This window comes from Streptomyces sp. CLCI03 (assembly GCF_053615355.1).
This window is the reverse complement of the sequence record NZ_CM132132.1, coordinates 6,919,437-6,941,893: the sequence shown is the minus strand read 5'-3', so window position 1 is coordinate 6,941,893 and position 22,457 is coordinate 6,919,437. Positions and strand designations below refer to the sequence as shown.

Genomic DNA, 22,457 nt, shown 5'->3' with positions numbered 1-22,457 from the left:
AGGTGTTCCCGGCGCCGGTCCGACGCCCGTGCGACGGCCGTCCGGCCAGGACGACGACCGGGCGCCGGCCACCGGCACCGCGTGTCGTGGGCGTCCTCGATGGCGCGATCGGCCTCCTGTCACGGCCCGTCGTGCATCCGGATCTCGACGCGGTCGATGACGCGGGCCGCGTTCACCTTCGAAGGCTCGGTCGGCCGGGCTCGGTCGGCGGGGCTCAGTCCCGGGTGACGAGTCCGGTGACGAGGGCGGCGGTGCGCCGGTGCCAGGCGCCCGCGCCGCGGAGCATCGCGTGCCCGCCCGTGGACATCGGGATGGCGGTGGCGTCGGCGCCCGCGAGCCGGGACCGGCGGACGAACTCCCAGGACCCGGCGGCCGAGGTGACCCGGTCCGCCTCGTCGTGCAGGAGGTAGAGCCGGCGGCCCGCGAGGTGGTCCACCGGTTCGCCCGGCGGACACCAGGGGGCGAGGGCCACCACGCCGTGGACCAGGGGTGCGCCGGCCGCCCGCAGCGCCGCTCGGCCGCCCATCGAGTGGCCGACCAGGACCACCGGCACGTCCCCGGCGAGCGTCCGCAGCCGGGCGAGGGCCGCCTCCGCGTCGCGGGCGGCGTCGCAGCGGGAGCCGTTCCAGCCGCGGTGGCGGTAGCGCACCTCCGCCACCAGGACGTCGCGGCCTCGCGTCGCGCGGGCGACGGCGGCCGCGAAGGGCCGCATCCGCAGCGCGGGCAGGTTGACCAGGGGCGGCGGCTCCGGCCCCTCCTCGCGCCCGCCGTGCAGCAGCAGTACCGCGGCCGCCGGTGTCGCGGGGGACGTACGGAGCACGAGGGCGCGACCCTGGCCGGTGGACTCCGTGTCCCGATCGGTCCCGGCCGTCACCGTGCCTCCTGGCGTATGCGGCGCGGCGGGCGCGGGAAGAACCCGCTGGTGCGGGCCACGTAGTCGGCGTAGCCGGGCCGGTCCGCCATGTGCGCCTCCAACAGTCTCTTGCCGCTGCCCCAGATCAGCAGCGCGCTCATCACCAGCGGTGAGACCAGCGTGAGTGCCGCAGTCTGCCAGGTGGCGCAGGCCAGCAGATAAAGACCCCACCAGACGAGGAAGTCGCCGAAGTAGTTGGGGTGCCGGGTCCAGCTCCACAGACCCCTGTCCATGACCCTGCCCCGGTGTTCGGGGCGCTTCTTGAACCGGGCCAGCTGGAAGTCCCCGACCGCCTCGAAGAGCAGTCCGGTGGCCCACAGCAGCAGGCCGACGGCGGCGAGCGGCCCGAGCGGTACGGGCACGTACGACGCGACCTGCACCGGCAGCGAGACGAGCCAGACGAGCGCGCCCTGCAGCAGGTAGACCTTGCGCAGGGCGTAGAGCCGGGGGCTGCCCGGTGCCCGGGCGAGCATGCGTGCGTAGCGCGGGTCCTCGCCGTGTCCCCGGCCGCGCCCGGCGATGTGCAGGGCCAGGCGCAGTCCCCACACGACGGTCGCCGCGGCGACCGCGAGGCGCCGTCCGTCGTCGCCGTACCCCGCCGACAGCAGCCAGCTGGTGAGCGCCACCGCGGCGAAGGCGACGCCCCAGGCGATGTCGACGATCCGGTGCAGGCCCTTGACGGTGGCGACGGCGAAGGTGGCCAGCATGACGGCGAGCGCCGCGCCGGCCGCGGCGGCCAGGTTGAGGGACAGCGCGGCCCCGTCGAGGGTCATCGGGACTCCCGTGGCCCGTGGTCGTCGGCGGTGAGCAGCAGTTGGCGTACGTCCAGGTAGCGCGAGCGGAATCCGGCCTCGGAGTAGGCGAGGTAGAGCTCCCACATGCGGTGGAAGGTGCGGTCGAAGCCGAGGGCGGCGACGGAGTCGGCCTGTCGGTCGAACTCCTCGCGCCACAGCCGCAGCGTCTCCGCGTAGTGGTCGCCGAAGCCGTCGTCCGCCACGGTACGCAGTCCGGCCGCCGCGCTCGTGCGGGCGATCGCCTCGCGGGAGGGGATGAGCCCGCCGGGGAAGATGTACTTGCTGATCCAGGTGTGCGTGCGGGCGGTGAGGAGCATGCGCTCGTGCGGCATGGTGATGGCCTGGAGGGCGACGCGGCCGCCCGGGGCGAGGAGCCGGCGCAGGGCGGCGAAGTAGGTGGCCCAGTACTCGGCGCCGACCGCTTCGATCATCTCCACACTGACGACGGCGTCGAAGGAACCCTCGACGTGGCGGTAGTCACGCAGTTCGACGGTGACCCGGTCGCCCAGGCCGGCCGCGGCGATGCGCTCGCGGGCCAGGTCGCGCTGCTCGGCGGAGAGGGTCACGGTCAGTACCTCGGCGCCCCGGGAGGCGGCCCGGACGGCCAGCTCGCCCCAGCCCGTGCCGATCTCCAGCAGCCGGGTGCCCGGACCGACGTCCGCGAGGTCGAGGAGCCGGTCGATCTTGCGGTGCTGGGCGGCGGTGAAGGTGGCGGGCTGCGCGGGGAAGGCGGCGAAGACCGCCGAGGAATAGCTCATGCTCCGGTCCAGGAACAGCGTGAACAGTTCGTTGGAGAGGTCGTAGTGGCGGTGGATGTTCTCCCGCGCGCCCTCGGGGGTGTTGCGCTGCTGCTCCGGGCGTCGGCGTACCCACGCGTCGCGCAGTCGGCGCAGCGGCGCCGGCACCAGCTCGTCGACGTGGCCGGCGAGCACGGTCAGGACGCCGACCAGGTCGTCGCTGTCCCATTCCCCGGCCATGTACGACTCGCCGAAGCCGATCAGGCCGTCCGCGCCGATCCGGCGGTGGAAGGCCTCGGGGTCGTGGAGGGTGAGGGTGGGCAGCGCGCCGGCCTGCCGGGGCACGTCGTACGCGGCCGGCTCCCGGGGGCCGCGGCGGACCCGCAGCGGGAGCCGCGCGAGGGCCCGGGCGAGGATCCGCTCGGCGACGGCGGTACGCAGGGCCGAGGTGCGGGGCTGCCGGGCCACGTCGGGCCAGCGCGCCGGGTCGACGGGTGCGAGCGCGCTCTCGTGGGCCGGGATGTACGAGACGGTCACAGGGTGCCTTCCTGCGGGGGGCGGACGGGACTGACGCAAGGGACGGGACGGGCGGGACGGGGCCGGACCGGGAGGCCGCGGAGGAGGAGACGGATGCCGTGGAAGCGGATACCGAGGGACACCCGGGCGGTGGACCACGGGTGGCGCAGGGCGGCTCCGAGCAGGGTGCGGACGCCGGCCGGGCGGTGGCTGCCCCGCACCGTCGCGGTGAAGGGGCAGGTCCCGTCGCCGTGGCGCAGTTGCACGGTCAGGTCGAGGTCGTCGCCGGGTACGGGCAGCCGCATCCGGTAGAAGCCCTCGACCGCGAAGAACGGCGAGACGTAGAAGTCCTTGGGGACGTCGGCCAGTCCGTCGGCGCCGGGGCGCAGCAGGTAGCAGTGGCGCTCGCCGTAGGTGTTGTGGACCTCGGCGACGACGCAGACCGGGGTGCCGGCGCGGTCGTGGCACCAGTAGAGGGTGAGCGGGTTGAAGACGTGGCCGAGGACCCGGGCGTGGGCGAGCATCAGCACGCGGCCGTCGGCGTCCGTCACGCCGTGGGCGGCGAGTTCGGCCTGCAGGCCCGCCCGCAGGGTGGCGGCCTCGCCGCCGAAGTGGTCGCGGGCGTCGAACCGGGCCAGCGGGCGCAGCGCCCGGGGTATGCGGGGTGGATCGTCGATGTCGATGAGCCACAGGTAGGTGCGCTGCCGGAAGGCGTGCCGGATCGGGGTCGTGCGGGTGTGGGCCACCGTGCACGCGTAGAGGGCCGGTACGTGGGGCGGGGCGGCGGGCCCCGCGGAGACGCCGTTCACCACCGCACCCCCAGGGCCTCGGCCGCGGCGACGCCGGAGCGGCAGCCGTCCTCGTGGAAGCCCCAGCCGTGGTAGGCGCCGGCGAAGGCGGTCACGGACGTGTTCAGCCGGGGCAGTTCCTCCTGCGCCGCGACGGACCGGGGGGTGTAGACCGGGTGTTCGTACACCATGCGGGCGATCACGTCGAAGGGATCGACCCGGCCGCGGGCGTTGAGGGTGACGATGTGCGGCTCGGCGGTCGGCAGTTGTTGGAGCCGGTTCATGTCGTAGCTGACCTGGACGCTCTCGGGCCGCGCGGAGCAGGAGGGGAGCCAGTAGTTCCACGAGGCGCGCGCGTGCGGGGAGCGGGGCAGCAGCGAGGTGTCGCGGTGCAGCACGGTGGGATTGCGGGAGTAGCTGAACGCGCCGAGGATCCGGACCTCGTCCTCGGTCGGATCGGCCAGCAGGCGCAGCGCCTGGTCGGGGTGGACCGCGACGACCACGGCGGCGTACGGGGTGGAGTCGCCGTCCGGCGTGAGCACGCGCGCGTGGTCGGCGGCGCGCACGACGGCCCGGACCGGGGTCGAGGTGCGGACGGAGGTGAGGTTCTTGGCGGCCTTGGCCACGTAGTCGGCCGAACCGCCGGTGACCGTACGCCACTGCGGGGATCCCTTGACGGACAGCAGTCCGTGGTGGGCCAGGAAGCGGAAGAGGTACCGGGCGGGGTACTGGAGGGCGGTGTCCGGCGCGCACGACCAGACGGCCGCGACGAGCGGAATGGCGAAGTGGCCGACGAAGTAGCGGGAGAAGCCGTGCCCGTCGAGGAACTCCCCCAAGGTCTGCCCGCTGTCGGGGGAGGCGAGCAGCCGCCGGGCGGCGCGGTGGAAGCGCGGCACCTCGGTGAGCATGCGCAGGTGGCGGCCGCGCAGCAGGTTGCCTCCGCCGAGCAGTCCGGCCGCGCCCCGGGCGCCCGCGTACTCCAGGCCGCAGCCGTCGCACCGTACGGACATGCTCATCTCGGATTCCTGCGTGGTGACGCCGAGTTCCCGGAACAGCCGCAGCAGGTGCGGGTAGGTGCGCTCGTTGTGCACGATGAATCCGCTGTCCACGTGGACCGTGCCCGCGTCCTCGGTGGTCAGTTCATGGGTGTGCGCGTGTCCGCCGAGGCGGTCGTCCGCCTCGTACAGCACCACGTCGTAGGCGCGTTGCAGGATGTGGGCGGCCGTGAGTCCTGCCACGCCCCCGCCCACCACAGCGACTCTCCGCCGGTCCACGTCGATCAACCCCTCGCGCTCGCCTGCCCGGCACGGCCGGTGCCGGGCGTTTCACGGGTACTTCGGTGCCGGTCGACCCGTGGATGGGAATCTTGTTCCGACGGGTGCCGGGAGCCGGCCGGAACCGCCGCCCCACCACCCCCGACGCCGCCACCCGCGGCGGGGCGCGCCTCGCCGCCGAGGCAGTGGCGCATCCGGTGCAGTCCTCGCCGTGCGTGGCTCTTGACGGTGCCGAGCGGCAGTCCGGTGCGCTCGGCGATCTGGGCCTGGGTGAGGTCCGCGTAGAAGGCCATGGCCAGTACCTCCCGCTGGGCGCGGGGCAGCTTCGCCAGTTCGCCGGTGAGGAGCAGCCGGTCCAGGACCGTTTCCGGACCGGCCGGCGGCTCGTCCGTGGGCGGGAGGGCGGCGCCTGCCGCGGCGACCAGGGCGAGCCGCCGGGTGCGGGCCGTGAGGGCGTCGGCGATCTTCCGCCGGGTGATGCCCACCAGCCAGCCGGGGAACGGCCCGCGCTCCGGCCGGTAGTTGGCGCGGCCCTGCCAGGCGGCCAGGAAGACCTGCTGGCTGACGTCCTCGGCCTCTCTGGAATCGCCGAGCGTACGGGTGGCCAGGGCGAGGACGAGGCCGCCCCAGCGACGGTACGCGGCGCTCAGGCACCGCTCGTCGCCGCGTACGAAACCCTCGGCGACCTCGTGGTCGAGGAGCTGCTCCCGGACGGTGGACACGGGGGACGGCCGGGCGGTGACGCTCTGTGCGGTCATGGCGACTGCTCCTGGGGGCCGGGGCCGGTTCCCGTCCAGATTCCGGCTCGCCCGTGCATCGATTCCACTCGCATCGGTTGTGCGTCGCATAATGGATCCATGAACGAGTCCGCACAGCCCGGCGAGATCGGCGAGATCGGCGAGATCCTTGAGGCCGGCGAGATCCGTGAGACCGGCGGGCCCGCCGAGCCCGCGCACGGAGTCACCACCGGGGCCGTGGCACGCCGGCTGGGGGTCGCCCCCACGACGCTGCGCTCCTGGGACCGGAGGTACGGCATCGGGCCCGCCGCCCGCGAGGACGGCAGGCACCGGCGGTGGACCCCCGGGGACATCGCCGTCCTGCAGGAGATGTGCCGCCTGACCGCGTCGGGCGTGCCGCCCGCGGAGGCCGCGCGCGCCGCCCGGGCCGGGTCGGTGGCCGTCTCGCCCGTGGCCGCCTCCCCCGCGCCGGCCCGCCGGCCGGGATCGGGCAACGGACTGCCGCTCGGCGACGTGCGCCAGGAGTGCCGGGGGCTGGGGCGGGCCGCCGTCCGCCTCGATTCGCCGACCATGGACGAGATGCTCGGCTCCCTGATCGGCGAGTACGGCCTGGTCACCACCTGGGAGGAGGTGATGGTGCCGACCCTGCACGCCGTGGGGCGCAAGTGGGAGACCTCGGGCGACCAGTACGTCGAGGTCGAGCACCTGCTCTCCTGGCACGTCTCGACGGCGCTGCGCCGCGTGAGCATCGGTGCGCTGTCCGGGCCCCGGGCGACCGCTCCGCCGATCCTGCTGGCGTGCGTACCCGGCGAGCAGCACACCCTCCCGCTGGAGGCGCTCGCCGCGGGTCTCGCCGAACTGGGCCTGCCTGCGCGGATGTTCGGGGCAGCGGTGCCGCCGGAGGCGCTCGTCCAGGCCGTGCGCCGGACGGGGCCCGGCGCGGTCGTGTTGTGGGCCCAGGCCCGCTCCACCGCGCACCACGCCCTGGCCCGGCATGTCGCCGACACCGCCTGGGGGGTCAAGGGCGCCAGGGCCCGGACCACGGTCCTCCTGGCGGGCCCCGGCTGGGCGGGTCCCGCCCCCGCTCCGGGCATGCTGCGCCCCGGCGGGCTGCGGGAGGCCCTGGGCCTGCTGCGCGGACTGTGCGAGGCGGCGGCGACCGCGCCGGGCGGCGAGGGGCCGGGAAGCGGCGGCCGGGCCTCTCAGCGCCCCTGACCGGCGCGGGCCCGCTCGAACACGTCGTGGATCTCCCGGGCGACGAGTCGCGGCCGCTCGACGGCGATGCCGTGGCCGCTGTCGGTGTCGGAGACGTGGCGGGCCCGCAGCTCCCCGGCCAGGCGCCGCTGGGCGGCCAACCAGGCCGGCCAGGTCGAACCGCCTCCGACCGCGAGGTCCCACGGACGGTCGGAGGTCAGCACGACGGCGGGCAGTCCGCGCGGCGGGGCCGGCGCCGCGCGCAGTTCCTTTACGGCGGCGGGGTAGTCGGGTGTTTCGACGCCCTTCCCGGGGTTCGCGGACCGGATCCTGTCCATCCACGTCGCCCACTGGGCCGGTGTCAGCGTGTCCTTCAGGAACGGGGAGGCCCCGTCGACGGTCACCAGCCCGGCGGTCCGCGCCGGTTCGGTCCGCGCGTACAGCGAGGCGATCATCGCGCCCCAGGAGGCGCCGACCAGGACGTACGGCGGATGCTCACCGGCCGCGGCGAGCGTCGCCCGCAGGTCCTCGACACCCGCCGCCGCCGTGGTGGGCCCGGTGACCGGCGTCGAGCGGTTCGGCGTGCCGTCCAGCCGGGTCGTGCCGGGGCGGTCGTAGGCGCACACCCGCGTGAACCGGGCGACCTTCGGGAGCACCGCCGACGGATCGGGCCTCGGCTCGGCTTCCGGCCGGGCGGCGTCCACGCTGTGGGTCCACTCGTCCGAGGCGCCGCCGGCCCCGGACACGAGCACGACCGTGGGGGACCCGGATCCACGACAGTCCAACGTCACGCGGCGGCCACCGCCGATGTCCACCGGGCGGGCCGGGTCGGCCCCGTCGTCGGCGGCGGCGGCCATGGGTACCGCCCCCGCGCACAGCGCGAGCGAGAGCGCGAGGGTGACGACGGCGGACGCGTGACGGGTCCGGACCGGGCGACTTCCGAGCACCCGTCCAGTCTGGCACCGGAGCTCGATCTGGAGCACAGCATGCCGATCGGTCAACCATGGGTGCCCGGCTCGACCTGCGACCACCTGCTGATCAGCCTGCCCTACCTTCACGGACCCGATCTTGAGCATTGTCCGCTGCCCGGGGGACACGCTCGCATCCTCTGGACCCTGCCGGTGACGGCAGCGGAAATCGAGTTCCGTAGACGTCACGGTCATGAGGCGTTGGAAGAGCTGTTCGATGAGGCGGAGATCAATCCGATCGATCCCTTCCGGGCATCGGTGGTGTGAGGCATCGGCCGAACCTCTCCCGACGGTCACCGTTCGTGATCACCGGCGGCCGACGTCCAGGGCGCATACGCGTCTCCTGAACATGCGGACCTCCCGGTCCCGGGCCGGTCACGGTCCGTCCTTGCCGCGGGCCGCGCGGAAGCGGGCCAGTCCCTCGGGGAGTCCGACCAGGGGGGCGGGGTAGTCGTACCGGGCCCGTTCCGGGTCGGCCAGCCGCCAGGGCTCGTGCACCGACGGGCCCGGCAGCTCGGCGAGTTCCGGGACCCAGCGCCGCACGTACGCGCCTGCGGGGTCGTACCGCTTGCCCTGGATCACCGGGTTGAGCACCCGGTTGGGGCGACTGTCGGTCCCGGTACCGGCCACCCACTGCCAGTTGAGCTGGTTGTTGGCCACGTCGCCGTCGACCAGCAGGTCGAGGAAGTGACGGGCTCCGGCTCGCCAGTCGATGTAGAGCGTCTTGGTCAGGAAGGACGCGGCGAGCAGTCGGCCCCGGCCGGGCATCCAGCCCTCGTGGGCGAGTTGCCGCATGGCCGCGTCGACCACGGGGTAGCCGGTGCGGCCCTCCTTCCAGGCCCGCAGGTCGGCCTCGGCCGCCTTGCCGCGCCGCCAGCGGTCGGCCCGGGAGCGGTAGTCCCGGACGGCCGCGCCGGGGCGGGCGGCGAGGAGCTGGTACTGGAAGTCGCGCCAGCAGAGCTGCCGTACGAAGGCCTCGGCGCCCGCTCCGCCCCGGGACCGCGCCCGGTGGACGGCCTCGGCCGCCGAGACCGCGCCGAAGTGGATGTACGGGGAGAGGCGGGAGGTGGCGTCGCCGGGGAGGTCGTCGTGGCCTGCCTCGTACCCGTCGGCGTACTCCCCCAGCCAGTCCGTGAGCCGCTGCCGGCCCTCCTGCTCGCCCCCGGTGGCCAGGCCCGCCGAGACGGAGGCGACCTCGTCGCGGGACGGGAGCGCCTCCGAGCGGATCGCGCCGGGCACCCGGACCTGCTGCGGCGCGGCGAGCGGCTCGCGCAGCCGCTCGCGGGACCAGCGTCTGAAGTAGGGGGTGAAGACGGCGAAGTGATCGGATCCGGCGGGGGTCACGGCCCCGGCGGGCAGGGCGGTGACGACACCGTCATGGACGTACAGCCGTCGCCCGTCGGCCTCCAGGGCGCTGCGCAGCCGCTGCTCGCGATGCAGGGCGAAGGCGCTGCACCCGGCCGCCATGTGCACCTCGTCGGCGTCGGCCTGCCGTACGACGGCGCACACCTCGGCGACGGGGTCCCCCGAGCGCACCACGAGCCGGCCGCCGCGCTCGCGCAGCCCGGCGTCGAGTCCGGCCAGGCAGTCCGCGAGGAAGGCCAGCCGGTTGGGCGCGGCGAAGCCGGCGCGGTCCACCGCCGGGTCCCGGACGAAGAGCGGGACGGTCTCGTTCCCCGAACCCAGCGCGGCGCGCAGCGGCGGATGGTCGTGGACGCGGAGGTCCGAGGTGAACAGGACGACCGAGACGTTCATGGTGCTGCTCCTGGCATCGGGCCACCGGGCGGACCCAGCGGGGGCCGCGCGGAGGTCGCTGGGCTGGCCTCGCCCGTCATTCGGCGCGGGCGGCCGCGGCGGATGCACCGGACGCACCGGACGCGGCGGGCGCCGTGGACGCGGCCGACCCGCGGTCGTCACCCGCCTCCGCCGTGCGCGCGATGTTGCGGGCCATGCCCCCGAAGACCACGGCGTGGAACGGGGAGACGCTCCACCAGTACAGGTGACCGGCCAGGCCGCGCGGGTGGAACAGCGCCCGCTGCCGGTATCGGGTGCGCCCGTCCCCGTCCTGCTCGGCGTACATCTCCAGCCAGGCCAGGCCCGGCAGCCGCATTTCGGCGCGGAGCCTGAGCAGCCGGCCGCGTTCGATCTCCTCGACCCGCCAGAAGTCGAGGGAGTCGCCGACCCTCAGGTGTGCGGCGTCGCGGCGGCCCCGGCGCAGTCCGACGCCCCCGACGAGCCGGTCGAACCAGCCGCGGACGGCCCAGGCGAGCGGGAAGGAGTACCAGCCGTTCTCCCCGCCGATGCCCTCCACGACCCGCCACAGGGCCTGCGGGGAGGCCTCGACGGTGCGCTCACGGACATCGGAGTAGAGGCTGCCGCCGGCCCAGTCCGGGTCGGTGGGCAGCGGGTCGCTGGGGGCGCCGGGCACGGAGGCGGAGGACCAGCGGGTGAGGACCTGGGCGTCGCGGACCTTCTTGAGGGCGTAGGTGAGGGCCGTGTCGAAGTCGAGGGGCGTGCCGGGCGGGTCGGGCACCCAGGTGGCGATGTCGTGCTCGTCGCAGACGACCTCGTACTTGAGGGATTCGGCGAGGGGGCGGGCGATGGCCCGCGGCACGGGGGTGACCAGGCCGACCCAGTGGCTGGACAGCCGTGGGGTGAGGACCGGTACGGGCAGGATGACCCGTTGGGGCAGCCCGTCGACGCGGGCGTAGCGTTGCATCATGTCGAGGTAGGTGAGGACGTCGGGGCCGCCGATGTCGAAGGCGCGGCTGACCTCGGCGGGCATCCGGGCGCTGCCGACCAGGTAGCGCAGCACGTCGCGGACGGCGATGGGCTGGATACGGGTGCGTACCCAGCTGGGGGTGACCATCACGGGCAGCCGCTCGGTCAGGTAGCGGAGCATCTCGAAGGAGGCCGAGCCGGAGCCGATGATGACGGCGGCGCGGAGCACCGTGGTGGGGACCCCGGAGTCCAGGAGGATGCGCCCGACCTCGGCGCGGGAGCGCAGATGGGGCGAGAGGTCGTGGTCGGGCACCCCGCTCGGGGTGAGTCCGCCCAGGTAGACGATGCGGCGTACGCCGGCGGCGCGGGCCTGCTCGGCGAAGTTCCGCGCGGCCAGGCGGTCGGTGTGCTCGAAGTCGCGCCCGGTGCCGAGGGCGTGCACCAGGTAGTAGGCGACGTCGACGTCCCGCAGGGCGGGGACGAGCGACGCGGCGTCGGTGACGTCGCCGCGGACGATCTCCGCCTGCCCGGCCCAGGGGTGGTCGCGCAGTTTCTCCGGGGTGCGGGCGAGGCAGCGCACCCGGTGGCCGGCGGTGATGAGTTCGGGGACGAGCCGGCCGCCGATGTAGCCGGTGGCTCCGGTGACCAGGCACAGCGTGCCCGGGGCCGAGGGTCCATGTGCGTCCGTCATCGAGTTGCTCCGATCGGGTGTCGCGGGTGCTCCCCCGGAGTTCTTCCGGGGGTACGGTCCGGCCGGATGCACGGACCCGCCGCCCACGAGCTGATCGTGCGGAGCGCGAGCGCGCCTACTTCGGCATGAGGACCGTGTCGACGAGGTAGACGGTGGCGTTGGCGGTGGGGACGTTGCCGCAGACCACGGTGGAGGAGCTGTTCACCTGATAGGCGGTGCCCGAGCCCTTGGTGGTGATCATTCCCTTCTGGAGGGTCTGGAAGGAACCGCTGCCCAGCTGCGTCGGGGTGAGCTTCTCGCCCACCACGTGGTAGGTGAGGATCTTGGTCAGGGTCTCCTTGTCTGCCAGGACCTTGTCCAGGTCCGCCTTCGGGATCTTCGCGAACGCGTCGTTGGTCGGCGCGAACACCGTGATGTTCTGGGCGTTGTTCAACGTGTCCACCAGGCCGGCCTTCTTCACGGCCGCGACCAGGGTCGACAGCGCCGGGTTGTTGGAGGCGGCGGTGGCGACCGGGTCCTGCGCCATGCCGTCGAAGGAACCCGCGCCGCTCTTGGGCACCGAGGCGCACGCGGTACCGAACGGAGCGTCCGTTCCCGCGCCGGTGTCGCCGATCGGATCGGGTGAAGAGACCGCGTCGGGAGCGGCGGCCCCCTCATTGCTCGTACTCTCCTCCGAACAGGCGGACAGTGCCAGCGGAAGCAGCACTGCGGCGGTCACGGCGAGGGCGGCACGACGGAAGGTGTGAATGCTCATGGTCTCTCCTGCGGCTACGGGATCCACCCATCGGTGAATCACGTCGGCCATTCGGCACGGTCCCTCATCCGGATGGCCCCCTCACCCGAACGAGTGGCAGCTCGCACAAGCTGTCGATCGACGGTCCGGGGGCTGCCGAAGGCACCGCCCGCCGCGACCCATCCGCCTGCCCCTCGGCTCCGAATGAGCTGTGCAACCGAGTACTCCTGGAGGACCTCCCCGGTGAGAGAGAACGTGCGCATAGGCCGGCATCCGTCGGCCGCTCCCGACCTGCCGGAACTGATGGGCCGGGTGGCCCGCGGTGATCAGCAGGCGTTCACCGCCGTCTTCGAGGCGGTGTCGGGTCCCGTACTGGGCCTCGTACGGACCGTGTTGCGGGACCCGGCCCAGTCCGAGGAGGTCGCCCAGGAGGTTCTGGTCGAGCTCTGGCGGACCGCCGCCCGCTACCAGCCCGCGCGGGGCTCGGTGATGAACTGGGTGCTGACCCTGGCCCACCGCCGGGCCGTCGACCGGGTGCGTTCCGCACAGGCGTCGACCAACCGCGAGAAGCGGGCGGCGCTGCTGGACCACACCACCGCCTACGACGAGGTGGTGGAGCAGGTGGAGAGCCGGCTGGAGCGCGAGCAGGTACGGCGCTGTCTGCACGGGCTCAGCGAGATGCAGCGCCAGGCGGTCACGTTGGCGTACTACCGGGGGCTGACCCACCGGGAGGTCGCGGAGTTGCTGGCCCTTCCGTTGGGTACCGTGAAGACACGGCTGCGCGACGGGCTCATCCGGCTTCGTGACTGCCTGGGGGTGGGCGTGTGAACACCGCGGATCTGCACACGTTGACGGGCGCGTACGTGCTCGACGCCCTGGATCCGGGCGAGCGGGCCGCCGTCGAGCGGCACCTCGCCGACTGCGCGTCCTGCGCCCAGGAGGTCCGGGAGTTCTCCGAGACCGTGACGCGTCTCGGGCTCGCCGTCGCGGCGCCGCCGAGTGCCGCGCTGCGCGACGAGGTGATGCGCCGGATCGCGACGGTACGCCAGGATTCGCCCACGACGGCGCGGACCGGTCGCGGCGGCCACGTACGCCCCCGCTGGCGGCCGGTCCCGAGCTGGGCCCTGGCGGCCTGCCTCGCCGGGGCCGTGGCGCTCGGCGGTGTCGCCGTGGCGCAGTACCAGCAGGCCGAGGACGCCCGGCAGCAGGCGCAGCAGGCCCGGATCGCGAACGATGCCGTGGGCGCGGTCCTCGCGGCCGCCGACGCCCGGGTGGCCACGGCGCCGCTGCGGGACGGGGCGGTGGGCACCGTGGTGGTCTCGGACTCCCGCAACCAGGCGGTCTTCGCGGCCTCAGGGCTGCCGGCGCCGCCCGGCGGGAAGGTGTACCAGCTCTGGTACAACGACGGCGGCGGCAAGATGCGTCCGGCGGGTCTGATGGGCTCCGGTGCCCCGGCGACGGCCACGCTGCTCGACGGTCCGGTCGGCAAGGCGTCGGGGATGGGTGTCACCGTCGAACCGGCCGGTGGCTCGCCGCAGCCGACCTCGGCTCCGGTGGCCCTGCTGACCTTCCCGACGGCCTGACCACCCTCCGGGCCCTCGGTGCCGGGGCCCGGTGCCGGGGCCCGCTGCCGGTCAGGCCGTGGCGGATGCCCGGAAGCGGTTGCGGTACTCCGTCGGCGTCGTGTCGAGCTTGCGGCGGAAGGCACGGACGAGGGTGTCGGTCGTGTTGAAACCGCAGACGGTCGCGACGCGTTCGAGGGTGTCGTCCGTGGACTCCAGCCGGTTGCGGGCCACTTCGACCCGGGCGGATTCGATGTAGGCGGCGGGGGTCATGCCCAGTTCCGTCTTGAAGATCCGGGTGAGCTGCCGTTCGCCGACGTGCGCCTGTTCGGCGAGGTCGGCGACGGTCAGCTGCTCGGCGATGTTGCGCGTGATGTAGTGGCGCAGGTCCTCGATGCGCCGCGTGGTCGACACCGGTTCGAGCGGGACGCTGAACTGGCTCTGGCCGCTGGGCCGTTTCAGGTACATCACCAGCTGGCGGGCGACGCGCAGGGCGACGGCCTCGCCGAAGTCGTCGGCGACGAGGGCGAGCGAGAGGTCGAGGCAGGCGCTGATGCCGGCGCCGGTCCACACGTCGCGGTCCCGGATGAAGATCGGGTCGGCGTCGACCTCGATCGAGGGGTGCTCGTCGGCGAGTTGGCGGGCGGTCGACCAGTGGGTGGTGGCCCGCCTGCCGTCCAGCAGCCCGGCGTCGGCGAGGATGTGCGCGCCCACGCAGACGGATGCGACGCGCCGGGCCGTGGCGGCGAGGGTCCGCACCCGGTCGACGACGGCGGGGTCGGCGAGGGCGCGGACCCGACCCCGTTCGTCCACCTCGACCGATCCGGGCACCAGCAGGGTGTCGATGCTCCGCCCGACCACCTCCCGGAAGGTGGTGTCCGGGAGGATGCGGACCCCGGCGGAGGTGGTGACGGGGTCCATGGTCTCGGCGGCCAGGGCCACCCGGTAGCCCGACGCCTCGCCCAGCTCCCGCCGTAGCAGGGCGAACACCTCCGGCGGGCCGGTGACGTCCAGCAGGTCGACGCCGTCGAAGAGGACGACGACGACGAACCGTCCCACGGTGCTCAAGGCTGGTCTCCGTTCGGTGCGACGACGGTCGTGTCCGACCCCACCGTATGTCGGTTTCTGCGGGTTGGATGACATTGCCGACATCCGGGGGCGGTCATAGCGTGGAGAGCACGGCCGCCGCTCCGCGGCCGGAACCCCCGAACGACACCCCAGGAGGGTATGCCCATGTCCAGCACGACCTTGCGCGATCTGAGCGGCCTCGACGCGAGCCCGGCGTCACCGGCCGAGGCGACGCTGATCCTGATCGACTACCAGAACACCTACACCCGGGGCGTGATGGAGCTGACGGGGTGGGAGGCCGCCCTCGACGCCGGCGCCGCGCTGCTGGAGCGGGCCCGTGCGGCCGGGGCGAAGGTCATCCATGTGATCAACGACGGCGGCGAGGGAAGCCCGTACGACATCCGGGCCGAGATCGGCCGGATCCATCCGCGGGTGGCCCCGGTCGAAGGCGAGGTCGTGGTCGTCAAGACGGTCCCCGACGCCTTCGCCCTGACCGATCTGGGCGACCACGTCGACGCCGCCGGCCACAAGGACGTCCTCCTCGCCGGGTTCATGACCCACATGTGCGTGGCCTTCACCGCGCAGGGCGCGTTCCTGCGGGGGAACCGGCCCACGGTGGTCGCGGACGCGTGCGCGACCCGGCCGCTGCGGACGGCGGTGGCCGAGGTGTCCGCCGAACAGCTCCACCACGCCGCGCTCGCGACGATCGCCGACCTCTACGGGGTCGTCGTCCCGTCCGTCTCCGCCCTCGACTGAGGCGACGGCCGGTCCGTCAGCCCGCCGTCGCCACGAGGCGTCGCAGCGCGGCCTGGGCGGGTGGGCCCCAGGTGGGCTTGCCACCGGGGCGGCCGCGGACGCCGGCCTCGCCGATGAGGATGCCGCCGAGGGCTCGCTGTGCCGCCCAGCCACGGGCGCGGCGCCGGGTCGCGTCGTCCACGGCCGGCCGGTAGGCGGCGTGGAAGCGTTCGACGGCGCCGTCCGGCAGCAGGTTCCAGGGGGCGGCGAGGTCGCAGGCCGGATCGCCCGCGCAGAGATCACCGAAGTCGATCACGCCGCAGAGGGTGCCGTCCGCGGTGAGGACGTTCGCCGGGTGCAGGTCGCCGTGCAGCCACACCGCCGGGCCCGACCGGACGGGCGCGGCGACGGCGTCCTCCCAGACCGCGCGGACGGCGTCGGGGTCGGGGATCAGCCCCATCTCCGTGGCGGCGGCGAGTCCGTCGGCGAACGCGTCGGCGTGGTCGGCCAGTGGTCCCCCGCGGCCGTGGTTGCCCAGGGGTGCCCCTTCGGGAGCAGGTCGGTGAAGGGCCGTCAGGAAGGCGGCCAGGGCGTCGGCCGCGTCCGCGGCGTTCGTCACGGGAGCGCGGTCGGCGGGCTCGCCGGGCACCCAGGTGGTGACGATCCAGGGACGCGGGAAGCGCTCGGAGGGCTCTCCGATGCGCTGCGGTACGGGAACCGGCAGCGGCAGGCCCGGGGCGAGGACGGGCAGCCAGGCGTGCTCCTTGCGCAGCAGCGCGTCCGCGGACGGCGTCGCCCAGGGCAGCCGGACGGCGAGGTCCTCCCCGAGCCGCCACAGCTGGTTGTCCCAGCCGCGGGCACCGAACCGCACGGGGCGGTCCGCCAGGTCGGGGTGCTGATCGCGTAACAGGTCCCGGACCAGCTCCGCGGTGACCTCTGTCCGGTCGTGCGTCTCGGTGTGTGTCATACGCACCCACCGTAGCCGGGTCGGCCTGCGTACAGCCGGCCCGACTCAGAGTTCCTCGCCGAGCGGCAGCCGGTGGATGCCCGGCAGGTACGCGTCGAGCTCGCCCGGGGTGAACCGGGACATGCCCACGACGTGCCAGAACTCACCGGCCACATCGCCCTCGTACTTGTATCCGCCGGCCGGTGTCAGCGCCGCCCAGCCACCCGCCATCCCCATCAACGTCGCGCGGGGGGACGGTGGTTCCCCGTCCCCGGGGACGTTCCAGAGCCGTACGGTGCCGTCCTCGGCGCCGCTCGCCAAGGTCGTACCGTCCGGGGCGAAGGCGAGCGAGAGCACCCGACCGGTGTGCCCGACGAGGTCGGTCAGATGCTCGCCCGTCACGGCGTCCCACAGGGCGACGGCCCGGTCGTCGCCGCCGGTGGCCAGCAGCGGGCGGCTCGGGTGGGCGGCCACCGCCCACAGCCTGCCGCCGCGTCCGCGCAGCCGCGGACCGGCCTGCCCGTCCCGCCAGACGACGGCCGTACCGTCCCAGCTCGCGCTGGCGAGCCAGGCGCCGCCGGGGCCGTAGGCGACGCCGTACACCCGGTCGGCATGCCCGCCGAGCTGATGCAGGAGGGCGCCGTTGCGGGCGTCCCACACCCGGACGAAACTGTCGTCGCAGCCGGTCGCCAGGACATCGGCGTCCGAGCGGAAGGCGATGGACCGGACCCGGCCCCGGTGTTGGGTCAGCGTCGACACGGGCGAACCCGTGGGCCGGAACCAGACGCGGACGGAATCGTCGTCGTTGGCGGTGGCGAGCAGGGCCCCGTCGGCGTTGAAGGCCTCCGCCCAGACGTGCTCGGTCTCGGCGTCGAGCTCCCTGAGGTACTCCCCGCCCACCGGGTTCCACAGGTACATGTCGCCGTCGTTGCTGGCCGTGGCCAGGACCGCTTCGACCGGGCTGAAGGCCGCCGAGACCAGCCGGTCGCCGCGCCCGGTGAGTTCGTCCGTACGGCGGCCCGTGCGCGTCTCCCACAGCCGTACGACCCCGTCGTTGCCGGCCGCCGCCAGCTGCGTGCCGTCCGCGCTGAAGGCGACCCCGCTGATCCGGCGGCCGTGGCCGCGCAGGATGCGCTTGCCCTGACCGGTGGCCGCGTCCCAGATCTGCGCGCCGCCGTCGTTGCCGACGGTGAGCAACTGGCTGTCGCCTGGTCGGAAGGCGCACGCCCAGGCGGTGCCGCGGTGCTCGGTCGGCTGCTGGGGGTGAAGGGCGATCGTGTACCCGTGGGGGCGCCCGGTGACCGTCCACAGCCGGACCGCGCCGTTGCTGTCGCAGGCGGCGAGGAGCTTCCCGTCGTCGCCGAAGAGCACCTGGTAGACGGCGCCGGTGCCCCGTTCGAGGACTCCGGCGGGAGTGCCGACCACCGGGTCCCAGAGCCGGATCTGGCCGTCCGTGTCACCACTGGCCAGGAGGTTTCCCTCGGGGTGGAAGTCGAGGACGTACACGCGCCCGGTGTGTCCGGTGAACTCGTGCAGCAGCCGCGCGTCGGTCGTCCGCCAGATCCGTACCGTGCCGCCCTGTCCGGGACCGCCCCGGTCGGCGGTGGCGAAGAGGGTTCCGTCGGGGCTGAACCGGGCCCGGTAGACGGCGCCTTGATGGCCCTCGATCTCGCGCACGCAGTGCCCGGTGGTCAGGTCCCACAGGCGTACCTTCGCGCCCGCGTCCCCGGTGAGCAGCAGGTCGCCGGGTCCGTACACCGCGGTGTAGACGGGCGCGGTGTGGCCCGGCATCCGGTGCAGCGGCTCGCCGGTGGCCACGTCCCAGACCGTGACCAGGCCCTCGCGGTCGCCCGTGGCGAGCAGCGTCCCGGCCGCGTCGAAGGAGACCGGCCACACCCCGTCGGGGTGGACCCGCAGATGGTGGCGGCAGGCCCCGGTCACCGGGTCCCAGAGCCGCACCGCGCCGTCGGAGCCGCCGGTGGCGATGACGTCCGGCCGGAACTTCACGGCGTACACGCGCCCTTCGTGCCCCTGGAGGGTGCGCACGGCCCGGCCGTCGTCGGCGCCGCAGACCAGGACGGAGCCGTCCTCGCTGCCGACCGCGAGGAGTTCGCCGTCGCTGCTGTAGGCGATGGGTTCGGGAAGGCGGCTCGTGCGCATGCCGAATCCGTACGGGACCCCGACGGCGGAGGGCCGGAACCCGGCGTCCACGGGCATCCCGGGGGCGATCGCGGCGGTCCCCAGCTCGGGGGCGGCCCGTACCTCGTCGTCCATCGTCACGTCGATGAGCGCCGCCCGGTGCCAGCGGCTGCCGGCCAGCAGGGCGCCCCGTAGATCGGTCCTGGTCAGCCGCGCCCGGCTGAGGTTGGCGCCGGACAGGTCGGCCCGGCTCAGGTCGGCCCGGTCGAGCCGGGCGCCGGTCAGCCGGGTGCCCCGCAACAGGGCGCCGGAGAGGTTGGCGCCGATCAGCCGGGCGTCCGTCAGATCGGCGTCGGTGAGGTCGACGCCGGAGAAGTCTCGGTGCGAGAGGTCCTCGCCGGCCAGCCGGGCGCCCCGTAGATCGGCGTTGGCCGGTACCCGTAGCCGGTCGGAGATCCGTACGGCGTTGGCGCGGGCGGCCTCGCCGACCACCCGCCCCGGGGAGTCCAGGACCTCGCGCACCCAGCGGGCGCACTGCTCGTGGTCGGCGAGGTCGCAGAAGAACTCGACGGCCAGCTGGCTGAGCGGGCGTGCGAGGAGCACGGTGTGCTGCCCGCGGGCGAGCTGGCGGGCGGCCTCCCGCGCCACCAGCCATTCGACGACGGAGCCGTGGATGAACTGGAAGACCCCGTCGTCACTGCGGACCAGCAGGCTGCCCGCGCCGACCGCCTGGGCGCGCTCGGACGCGGTGAGCGGGGACTCGGTGAGTTCGCTGAGGGTGCCGGCCACGGTCTCGGTGAGCTCGTCGAGCCGTAGGGCGCTGCGGCCGCTCTCCCACAACCGCCAGGCCAGCGCGGTCACCGCCGCCCACAGTTGGTCGAGGGTGAGCCCGGGCGGCGCGCCGGGACCGCCCTGGCCGCGCCGCTCCTCGTGACCGAGCCAGGAGGTGAACACGTCCTCGTACAGTCGTGCGGGGCTGAGCGCGCGGCCCGCTCCGGCGACCGCGCGCAGTTGGTCCTGGCTCAGGTCGGCGACGAAGGAGAGCAGCCGGGGATTGCGGCAGAGCATCAGGAGGTCGGGGATGTTGCGCAGGAGCTGGTAGCGGCGGTCGGCGGCCTGCTCTTCTCCGTAGCTGCGGACGAGGTAGGAACGGATCTGGGCCGGGGTGAAGCCCTCGACGGCCAGGATCCTGCGCTGCGGGAGCAGGCCGACGCGCTCGCCGAGCGCGGTGAGGACCTGGGCGTGCGACTTGAAGTGCTGGGTGCGGCTGCTGACGACGATCTTGGCGTGGTCGACGGCGGCGTCGAGGAGGACCTGGAGGTGGTCGGCGGCCCGGTCGTAGCTGACCCGGTTGACCAGTTCGTCGAAGCCGTCGAAGAGCAGGACGACGCGGCCCTGGGCCAGCATGTAGCGCAGGGCGCGCAGGTCGATGGTGTCGACGTCGTGGCCGGCCAGGTGCGCGGCGACCAGGCCTTCGAGGCTGTGCGCCCGGTCCAGGGAGTTGAGCGGGATCAACAACGGGGTGAGGTGCGGGAGCTGTTCGGGGATGCGCCGGGCGAGCTCGCGCAGGGCGAAGGTCTTGCCGTGTCCGAAGTCGCCGAGGAGCAGGACGAACCGGCCGTGGTCGGATTCGAGGAGTTCCAGCAGTTCCTCGACGAGTCCGTCACGTTCTTGACCGGCACCGCCCTGGCCGTCGGGGCGGTCCGCGTCGCGGTAGCGCTGGGGGAGGTAGAGGCCGGGGGCGTACTGCTCGCTGCCGCTGAGCCGGGCCGTCTGCGCGGCGACGTAGCCCCGTAGGTCGAGCAGGCCCTGGAACTCGATGAAGCTGCGGACCCGGACGCGGACGCCGTGGGCGGCGGCCCGGCGGCGCAGTCCGGCGGCCGGGGCGTCGCCCGCGTACACCAGGACGGCCTCGGAGCCGGTGTCGGTGGCGTGCACCTGGGCGATGAAGCGGTCCAGTTCCTCCTCGGTGGGGCTCCCCGGGTGGACGGCTATGCGCTGCTGCTGCACGACGCCGTCCTCCTGCTCCCGCCAGGTGGCCATGATCTGCGCCATGTCGGCCGGATCGCGGCGCGGGACGTCGCGCAGCCGCACGCCTTCCCGGCGCACCCGGCAGATCTCCTTGACGCGCTCGGCGAGCGAGGCGGCCGGATCGTCCAGGGGAGCCCGTCCGTCGGGCCGCTCGACGTCGATGACGGCCGGCAGTTCCGGTACGGGGAAGACCCGGCGGGTCTGTCGCCACGCGGCGGGGAAGGTCTCGGACGCGGTGGTGATCCGGTCGTCCCAGCGGGTCACGCCCTGGGCGTCGATCCGGAGCAGCTGGAACCGGGCGGGGGCGGCGGAGCCGAACAGGGGCAGCTCACCGGTGGCTCCGGCGGCCGCGGCGCCGTCGGCCCCGGCGAGCTGGGTGCGGCTGGGGGCCGAGGTGGTGCTGCGCGGGCCGCCGGTCGGGCCGTGCAGCAGCAGGTGCAGCCGTGGGGCGGCGAGCCGGGCGAAGGTGTCGGCGTCCCGCAGCCCGCCGGGGCCGCCGACCGCGTCGCCGGGGCGGCGGCCGTCGGTGAGCGGGTGGCGGAGCGCGCCGACGCGCAGCCAGCCCTCCTCCTCGTAGCGGCGCATGGCTTCGGCGAACCAGGCGGCCTGGTCGCGGCCGATGAAGCCGTACTGCTCCTCGGGGCGGTGGCTGTAGGCCATGGAGGAGTTGAATCCGGCGACGACCGTGCTCAGTTCGGGCACCGGGAAGAGGGTCCAGGGCTGGTCGCTGTCGAAAACGGTGTCCAGGCCCTGGTAGAGACCGCGGAACAGCCGGGTGTAGTGGCGCCATTTGGGCCAGTAGGGCGGCTGCGGAGCCACCTCGTCGGCCTCGCAGGTGTGGAAGTAGGCCTGGGAGGCGGCCTGGTTCACGTCCTGCGCGCCCGGTACCACCATCACGCGCTGGGGGGACAGGTCGAGCTGGGACCGTAAGGCGGTGAGGAAGCTGAGGGCCTGGTCGCATTCGCGTGGGCTGCCGGACGCGGTGAGGTCGCCGGTGACGACCATCAGATCGGGGGCGGGTGCCCCGGCGTCCCTGAGCATGATGAGGTCGCCGCGGATCTGCCGGCTGAGCGAGTCGGGTTCGCGGCCGCGACCGAAGTCGGGTCCGGCCAGGTGCAGGACGGTCACGGCGTCCTGCGGGTCGTGGCCGGCCGCGGCGGCCTGCGGGTAGAGCGGCGCCCTGGCCGGTCGCCGGCGCCCGGACCAGCCGGGGCCGGCGAGCGCGCTCGGCTGCGGCTGCCCGGGGTTGGGCTGCTCCGGGTGGCGGACGGGTCCGGGCCCGCTCCCCGGATAGCCGGGGCGGCGGCCCGGGCGGGCATGGCCGTCGACGGCCTGGCCGACACGGTTCAGGAGCAGGGAACGGGCCGCGTCGATGTCCGCGACGCCGACGAGGTCGACGTAGGTGATCGTGGCGAGGAGTCCCTCGATCGGGATCTCGTCCACCCGGACGGTCAACAGCCTCCGTTCGGGCGACTCGGGCGAGGCCCGGAGCGCGGCCTGCCATTCCATGCGACCGTAGGTGGAACGCTCGTAGTGGCGTGACAGTACGGCGATGACCGCCAGGGACTCGCTGACGCCCCGGTCCATGAAGTCGATGAAGTTGGTTCCCGGTACGAAGTCCCAGGCCTGCACCACCGTGCGGTAGCCGGCTTCCTCCAGGGTCCAGGCGATCCACGCGGCCCATTGTTCGTCTGCCGGGGAGTAACTGATGAAGAAGTCGAACTCTCTTGCGGGAGCGCCGAATTGCCCGTCCGTCATCATGGGTCCATCGTAGGGCCGTGCCCCCGTCTGCGGGTTTGTCCCGGCGAGGACGAGGTGGTCCCCCACGGGACACCGGACCCGCCGCCCGGGCGAGCCTGTCCGATTCCTTCCGCCCCGTCTGATGCCGGGGCGTGTGTATGTGCGAACCT

General features: G+C 74.0%; 17 protein-coding genes and 1 pseudogene. 5 read left to right on the top strand and 13 right to left on the bottom strand.

Going from position 1 to position 22,457, the window contains the following annotated elements; genetic code table 11:
• Window positions 1–214: 214 nt before the first annotated feature.
• The 6 genes and pseudogenes from ACWG52_RS32105 to ACWG52_RS32080 form a co-directional block, all read right to left on the bottom strand.
• Window positions 215–874, bottom strand: coding sequence for an alpha/beta fold hydrolase (locus tag ACWG52_RS32105; protein WP_389807282.1), 660 nt, complete (start codon window positions 872–874; stop codon window positions 215–217).
• Window positions 871–1,686 (bottom strand): DUF1295 domain-containing protein, encoded by an 816-nt coding sequence (locus tag ACWG52_RS32100; protein WP_390166870.1) that lies wholly within the window; start codon window positions 1,684–1,686, stop codon window positions 871–873. Before ACWG52_RS32100 ends, ACWG52_RS32105 begins: the two co-directional genes overlap by 4 nt.
• Window positions 1,683–2,981: a class I SAM-dependent methyltransferase gene (locus ACWG52_RS32095; RefSeq protein ID WP_453126649.1), complete on the bottom strand. Its 1,299-nt coding sequence runs from the start codon at window positions 2,979–2,981 to the stop codon at window positions 1,683–1,685. The genes ACWG52_RS32100 and ACWG52_RS32095 overlap by 4 nt, the downstream gene beginning before the upstream one ends.
• A complete protein-coding gene (locus tag ACWG52_RS32090; RefSeq protein WP_389807288.1) occupies window positions 2,978–3,769 on the bottom strand; it encodes a DUF1365 domain-containing protein in 792 nt (263 codons plus the stop codon). Before ACWG52_RS32090 ends, ACWG52_RS32095 begins: the two co-directional genes overlap by 4 nt.
• Window positions 3,766–5,028 carry an NAD(P)/FAD-dependent oxidoreductase gene (locus ACWG52_RS32085; RefSeq protein WP_033225153.1) on the bottom strand — a complete coding sequence of 421 codons (1,263 nt, stop codon included), beginning with the start codon at window positions 5,026–5,028 and terminating at the stop codon, window positions 3,766–3,768. Before ACWG52_RS32085 ends, ACWG52_RS32090 begins: the two co-directional genes overlap by 4 nt.
• Window positions 5,029–5,201: 173 nt before the next feature.
• A pseudogene (locus ACWG52_RS32080) lies at window positions 5,202–5,780 on the bottom strand (RNA polymerase sigma factor); the annotation flags it as partial.
• Window positions 5,781–5,879: 99 nt separating this feature from the next.
• Between ACWG52_RS32080 and ACWG52_RS32075 the strand changes: the two are divergent.
• Window positions 5,880–6,974: a MerR family transcriptional regulator gene (locus tag ACWG52_RS32075; RefSeq protein ID WP_389807290.1), complete on the top strand. Its 1,095-nt coding sequence runs from the start codon at window positions 5,880–5,882 to the stop codon at window positions 6,972–6,974.
• Here the strand turns inward: ACWG52_RS32075 and ACWG52_RS32070 are convergent.
• Window positions 6,962–7,900 (bottom strand): alpha/beta fold hydrolase, encoded by a 939-nt coding sequence (locus tag ACWG52_RS32070; protein ID WP_453126647.1) that lies wholly within the window; start codon window positions 7,898–7,900, stop codon window positions 6,962–6,964. The genes ACWG52_RS32075 and ACWG52_RS32070 overlap by 13 nt on opposite strands.
• Window positions 7,901–7,939: 39 nt before the next feature.
• Between ACWG52_RS32070 and ACWG52_RS32065 the strand changes: the two genes are divergently transcribed.
• Window positions 7,940–8,188 carry a suppressor of fused domain protein gene (locus ACWG52_RS32065; protein WP_389807294.1) on the top strand — a complete coding sequence of 83 codons (249 nt, stop codon included), beginning with the start codon at window positions 7,940–7,942 and terminating at the stop codon, window positions 8,186–8,188.
• A gap of 108 nt (window positions 8,189–8,296) precedes the next feature.
• Here ACWG52_RS32065 and ACWG52_RS32060 read toward each other — a convergent pair whose 3' ends face one another.
• The 3 genes from ACWG52_RS32060 to ACWG52_RS32050 all read right to left on the bottom strand — a co-directional run bounded on the left by ACWG52_RS32060 (window position 8,297) and on the right by ACWG52_RS32050 (window position 12,087).
• A complete protein-coding gene (locus ACWG52_RS32060; protein WP_390135678.1) occupies window positions 8,297–9,676 on the bottom strand; it encodes a cryptochrome/photolyase family protein in 1,380 nt (459 codons plus the stop codon).
• 76 nt (window positions 9,677–9,752) lie between these two features.
• Window positions 9,753–11,333 (bottom strand): SDR family oxidoreductase, encoded by a 1,581-nt coding sequence (locus ACWG52_RS32055; protein WP_389807298.1) that lies wholly within the window; start codon window positions 11,331–11,333, stop codon window positions 9,753–9,755.
• A gap of 115 nt (window positions 11,334–11,448) precedes the next feature.
• Window positions 11,449–12,087 carry a fasciclin domain-containing protein gene (locus tag ACWG52_RS32050; RefSeq protein WP_453126644.1) on the bottom strand — a complete coding sequence of 213 codons (639 nt, stop codon included), beginning with the start codon at window positions 12,085–12,087 and terminating at the stop codon, window positions 11,449–11,451.
• A gap of 222 nt (window positions 12,088–12,309) precedes the next feature.
• On the opposite strand from ACWG52_RS32050, the gene ACWG52_RS32045 reads away from it, so the two are divergent.
• Entirely contained in the window at window positions 12,310–12,894 is a 585-nt protein-coding gene (locus ACWG52_RS32045) for a sigma-70 family RNA polymerase sigma factor (RefSeq protein WP_033225123.1), read from the top strand.
• Window positions 12,891–13,649 carry an anti-sigma factor gene (locus ACWG52_RS32040; RefSeq protein WP_389807301.1) on the top strand — a complete coding sequence of 253 codons (759 nt, stop codon included), beginning with the start codon at window positions 12,891–12,893 and terminating at the stop codon, window positions 13,647–13,649. Before ACWG52_RS32045 ends, ACWG52_RS32040 begins: the two co-directional genes overlap by 4 nt.
• A 51-nt stretch (window positions 13,650–13,700) precedes the next feature.
• Here the strand turns inward: ACWG52_RS32040 and ACWG52_RS32035 are convergent, their stop codons facing one another.
• Window positions 13,701–14,696, bottom strand: a complete 996-nt coding sequence (locus ACWG52_RS32035) for a GlxA family transcriptional regulator (protein ID WP_389807303.1) — start codon at window positions 14,694–14,696, stop codon at window positions 13,701–13,703.
• 165 nt (window positions 14,697–14,861) lie between these two features.
• Between ACWG52_RS32035 and ACWG52_RS32030 the strand changes: the two genes are divergently transcribed.
• A complete protein-coding gene (locus tag ACWG52_RS32030) occupies window positions 14,862–15,452 on the top strand; it encodes an isochorismatase family protein (protein WP_389807304.1) in 591 nt (196 codons plus the stop codon).
• Window positions 15,453–15,468: 16 nt separating this feature from the next.
• On the opposite strand, the gene ACWG52_RS32025 is transcribed toward ACWG52_RS32030, so the two are convergent.
• Window positions 15,469–16,398, bottom strand: a complete 930-nt coding sequence (locus ACWG52_RS32025) for an aminoglycoside phosphotransferase family protein (protein WP_389807306.1) — start codon at window positions 16,396–16,398, stop codon at window positions 15,469–15,471.
• Between the two features lie 45 nt (window positions 16,399–16,443).
• On the bottom strand, window positions 16,444–22,305 hold the full coding sequence (locus ACWG52_RS32020; protein ID WP_453129089.1) for a WD40 domain-containing protein: 5,862 nt from the start codon (window positions 22,303–22,305) through the stop codon (window positions 16,444–16,446).
• Window positions 22,306–22,457: the final 152 nt, after the last annotated feature.

Coding starts and splice junctions, on each gene's coding strand:
- ACWG52_RS32100 (WP_390166870.1), bottom strand. CDS start 1,686: ATGACCCTCGACGGGGCCGCGCTGTCCCTCAACCTGGCCGCCGCGGCC.
- ACWG52_RS32075 (WP_389807290.1), top strand. CDS start 5,880: ATGAACGAGTCCGCACAGCCCGGCGAGATCGGCGAGATCGGCGAGATC.
- ACWG52_RS32065 (WP_389807294.1), top strand. CDS start 7,940: ATGCCGATCGGTCAACCATGGGTGCCCGGCTCGACCTGCGACCACCTG.
- ACWG52_RS32060 (WP_390135678.1), bottom strand. CDS start 9,676: ATGAACGTCTCGGTCGTCCTGTTCACCTCGGACCTCCGCGTCCACGAC.
- ACWG52_RS32055 (WP_389807298.1), bottom strand. CDS start 11,333: ATGACGGACGCACATGGACCCTCGGCCCCGGGCACGCTGTGCCTGGTC.
- ACWG52_RS32050 (WP_453126644.1), bottom strand. CDS start 12,087: ATGAGCATTCACACCTTCCGTCGTGCCGCCCTCGCCGTGACCGCCGCA.
- ACWG52_RS32030 (WP_389807304.1), top strand. CDS start 14,862: ATGTCCAGCACGACCTTGCGCGATCTGAGCGGCCTCGACGCGAGCCCG.
- ACWG52_RS32025 (WP_389807306.1), bottom strand. CDS start 16,398: ATGACACACACCGAGACGCACGACCGGACAGAGGTCACCGCGGAGCTG.
- ACWG52_RS32020 (WP_453129089.1), bottom strand. CDS start 22,305: ATGACGGACGGGCAATTCGGCGCTCCCGCAAGAGAGTTCGACTTCTTC.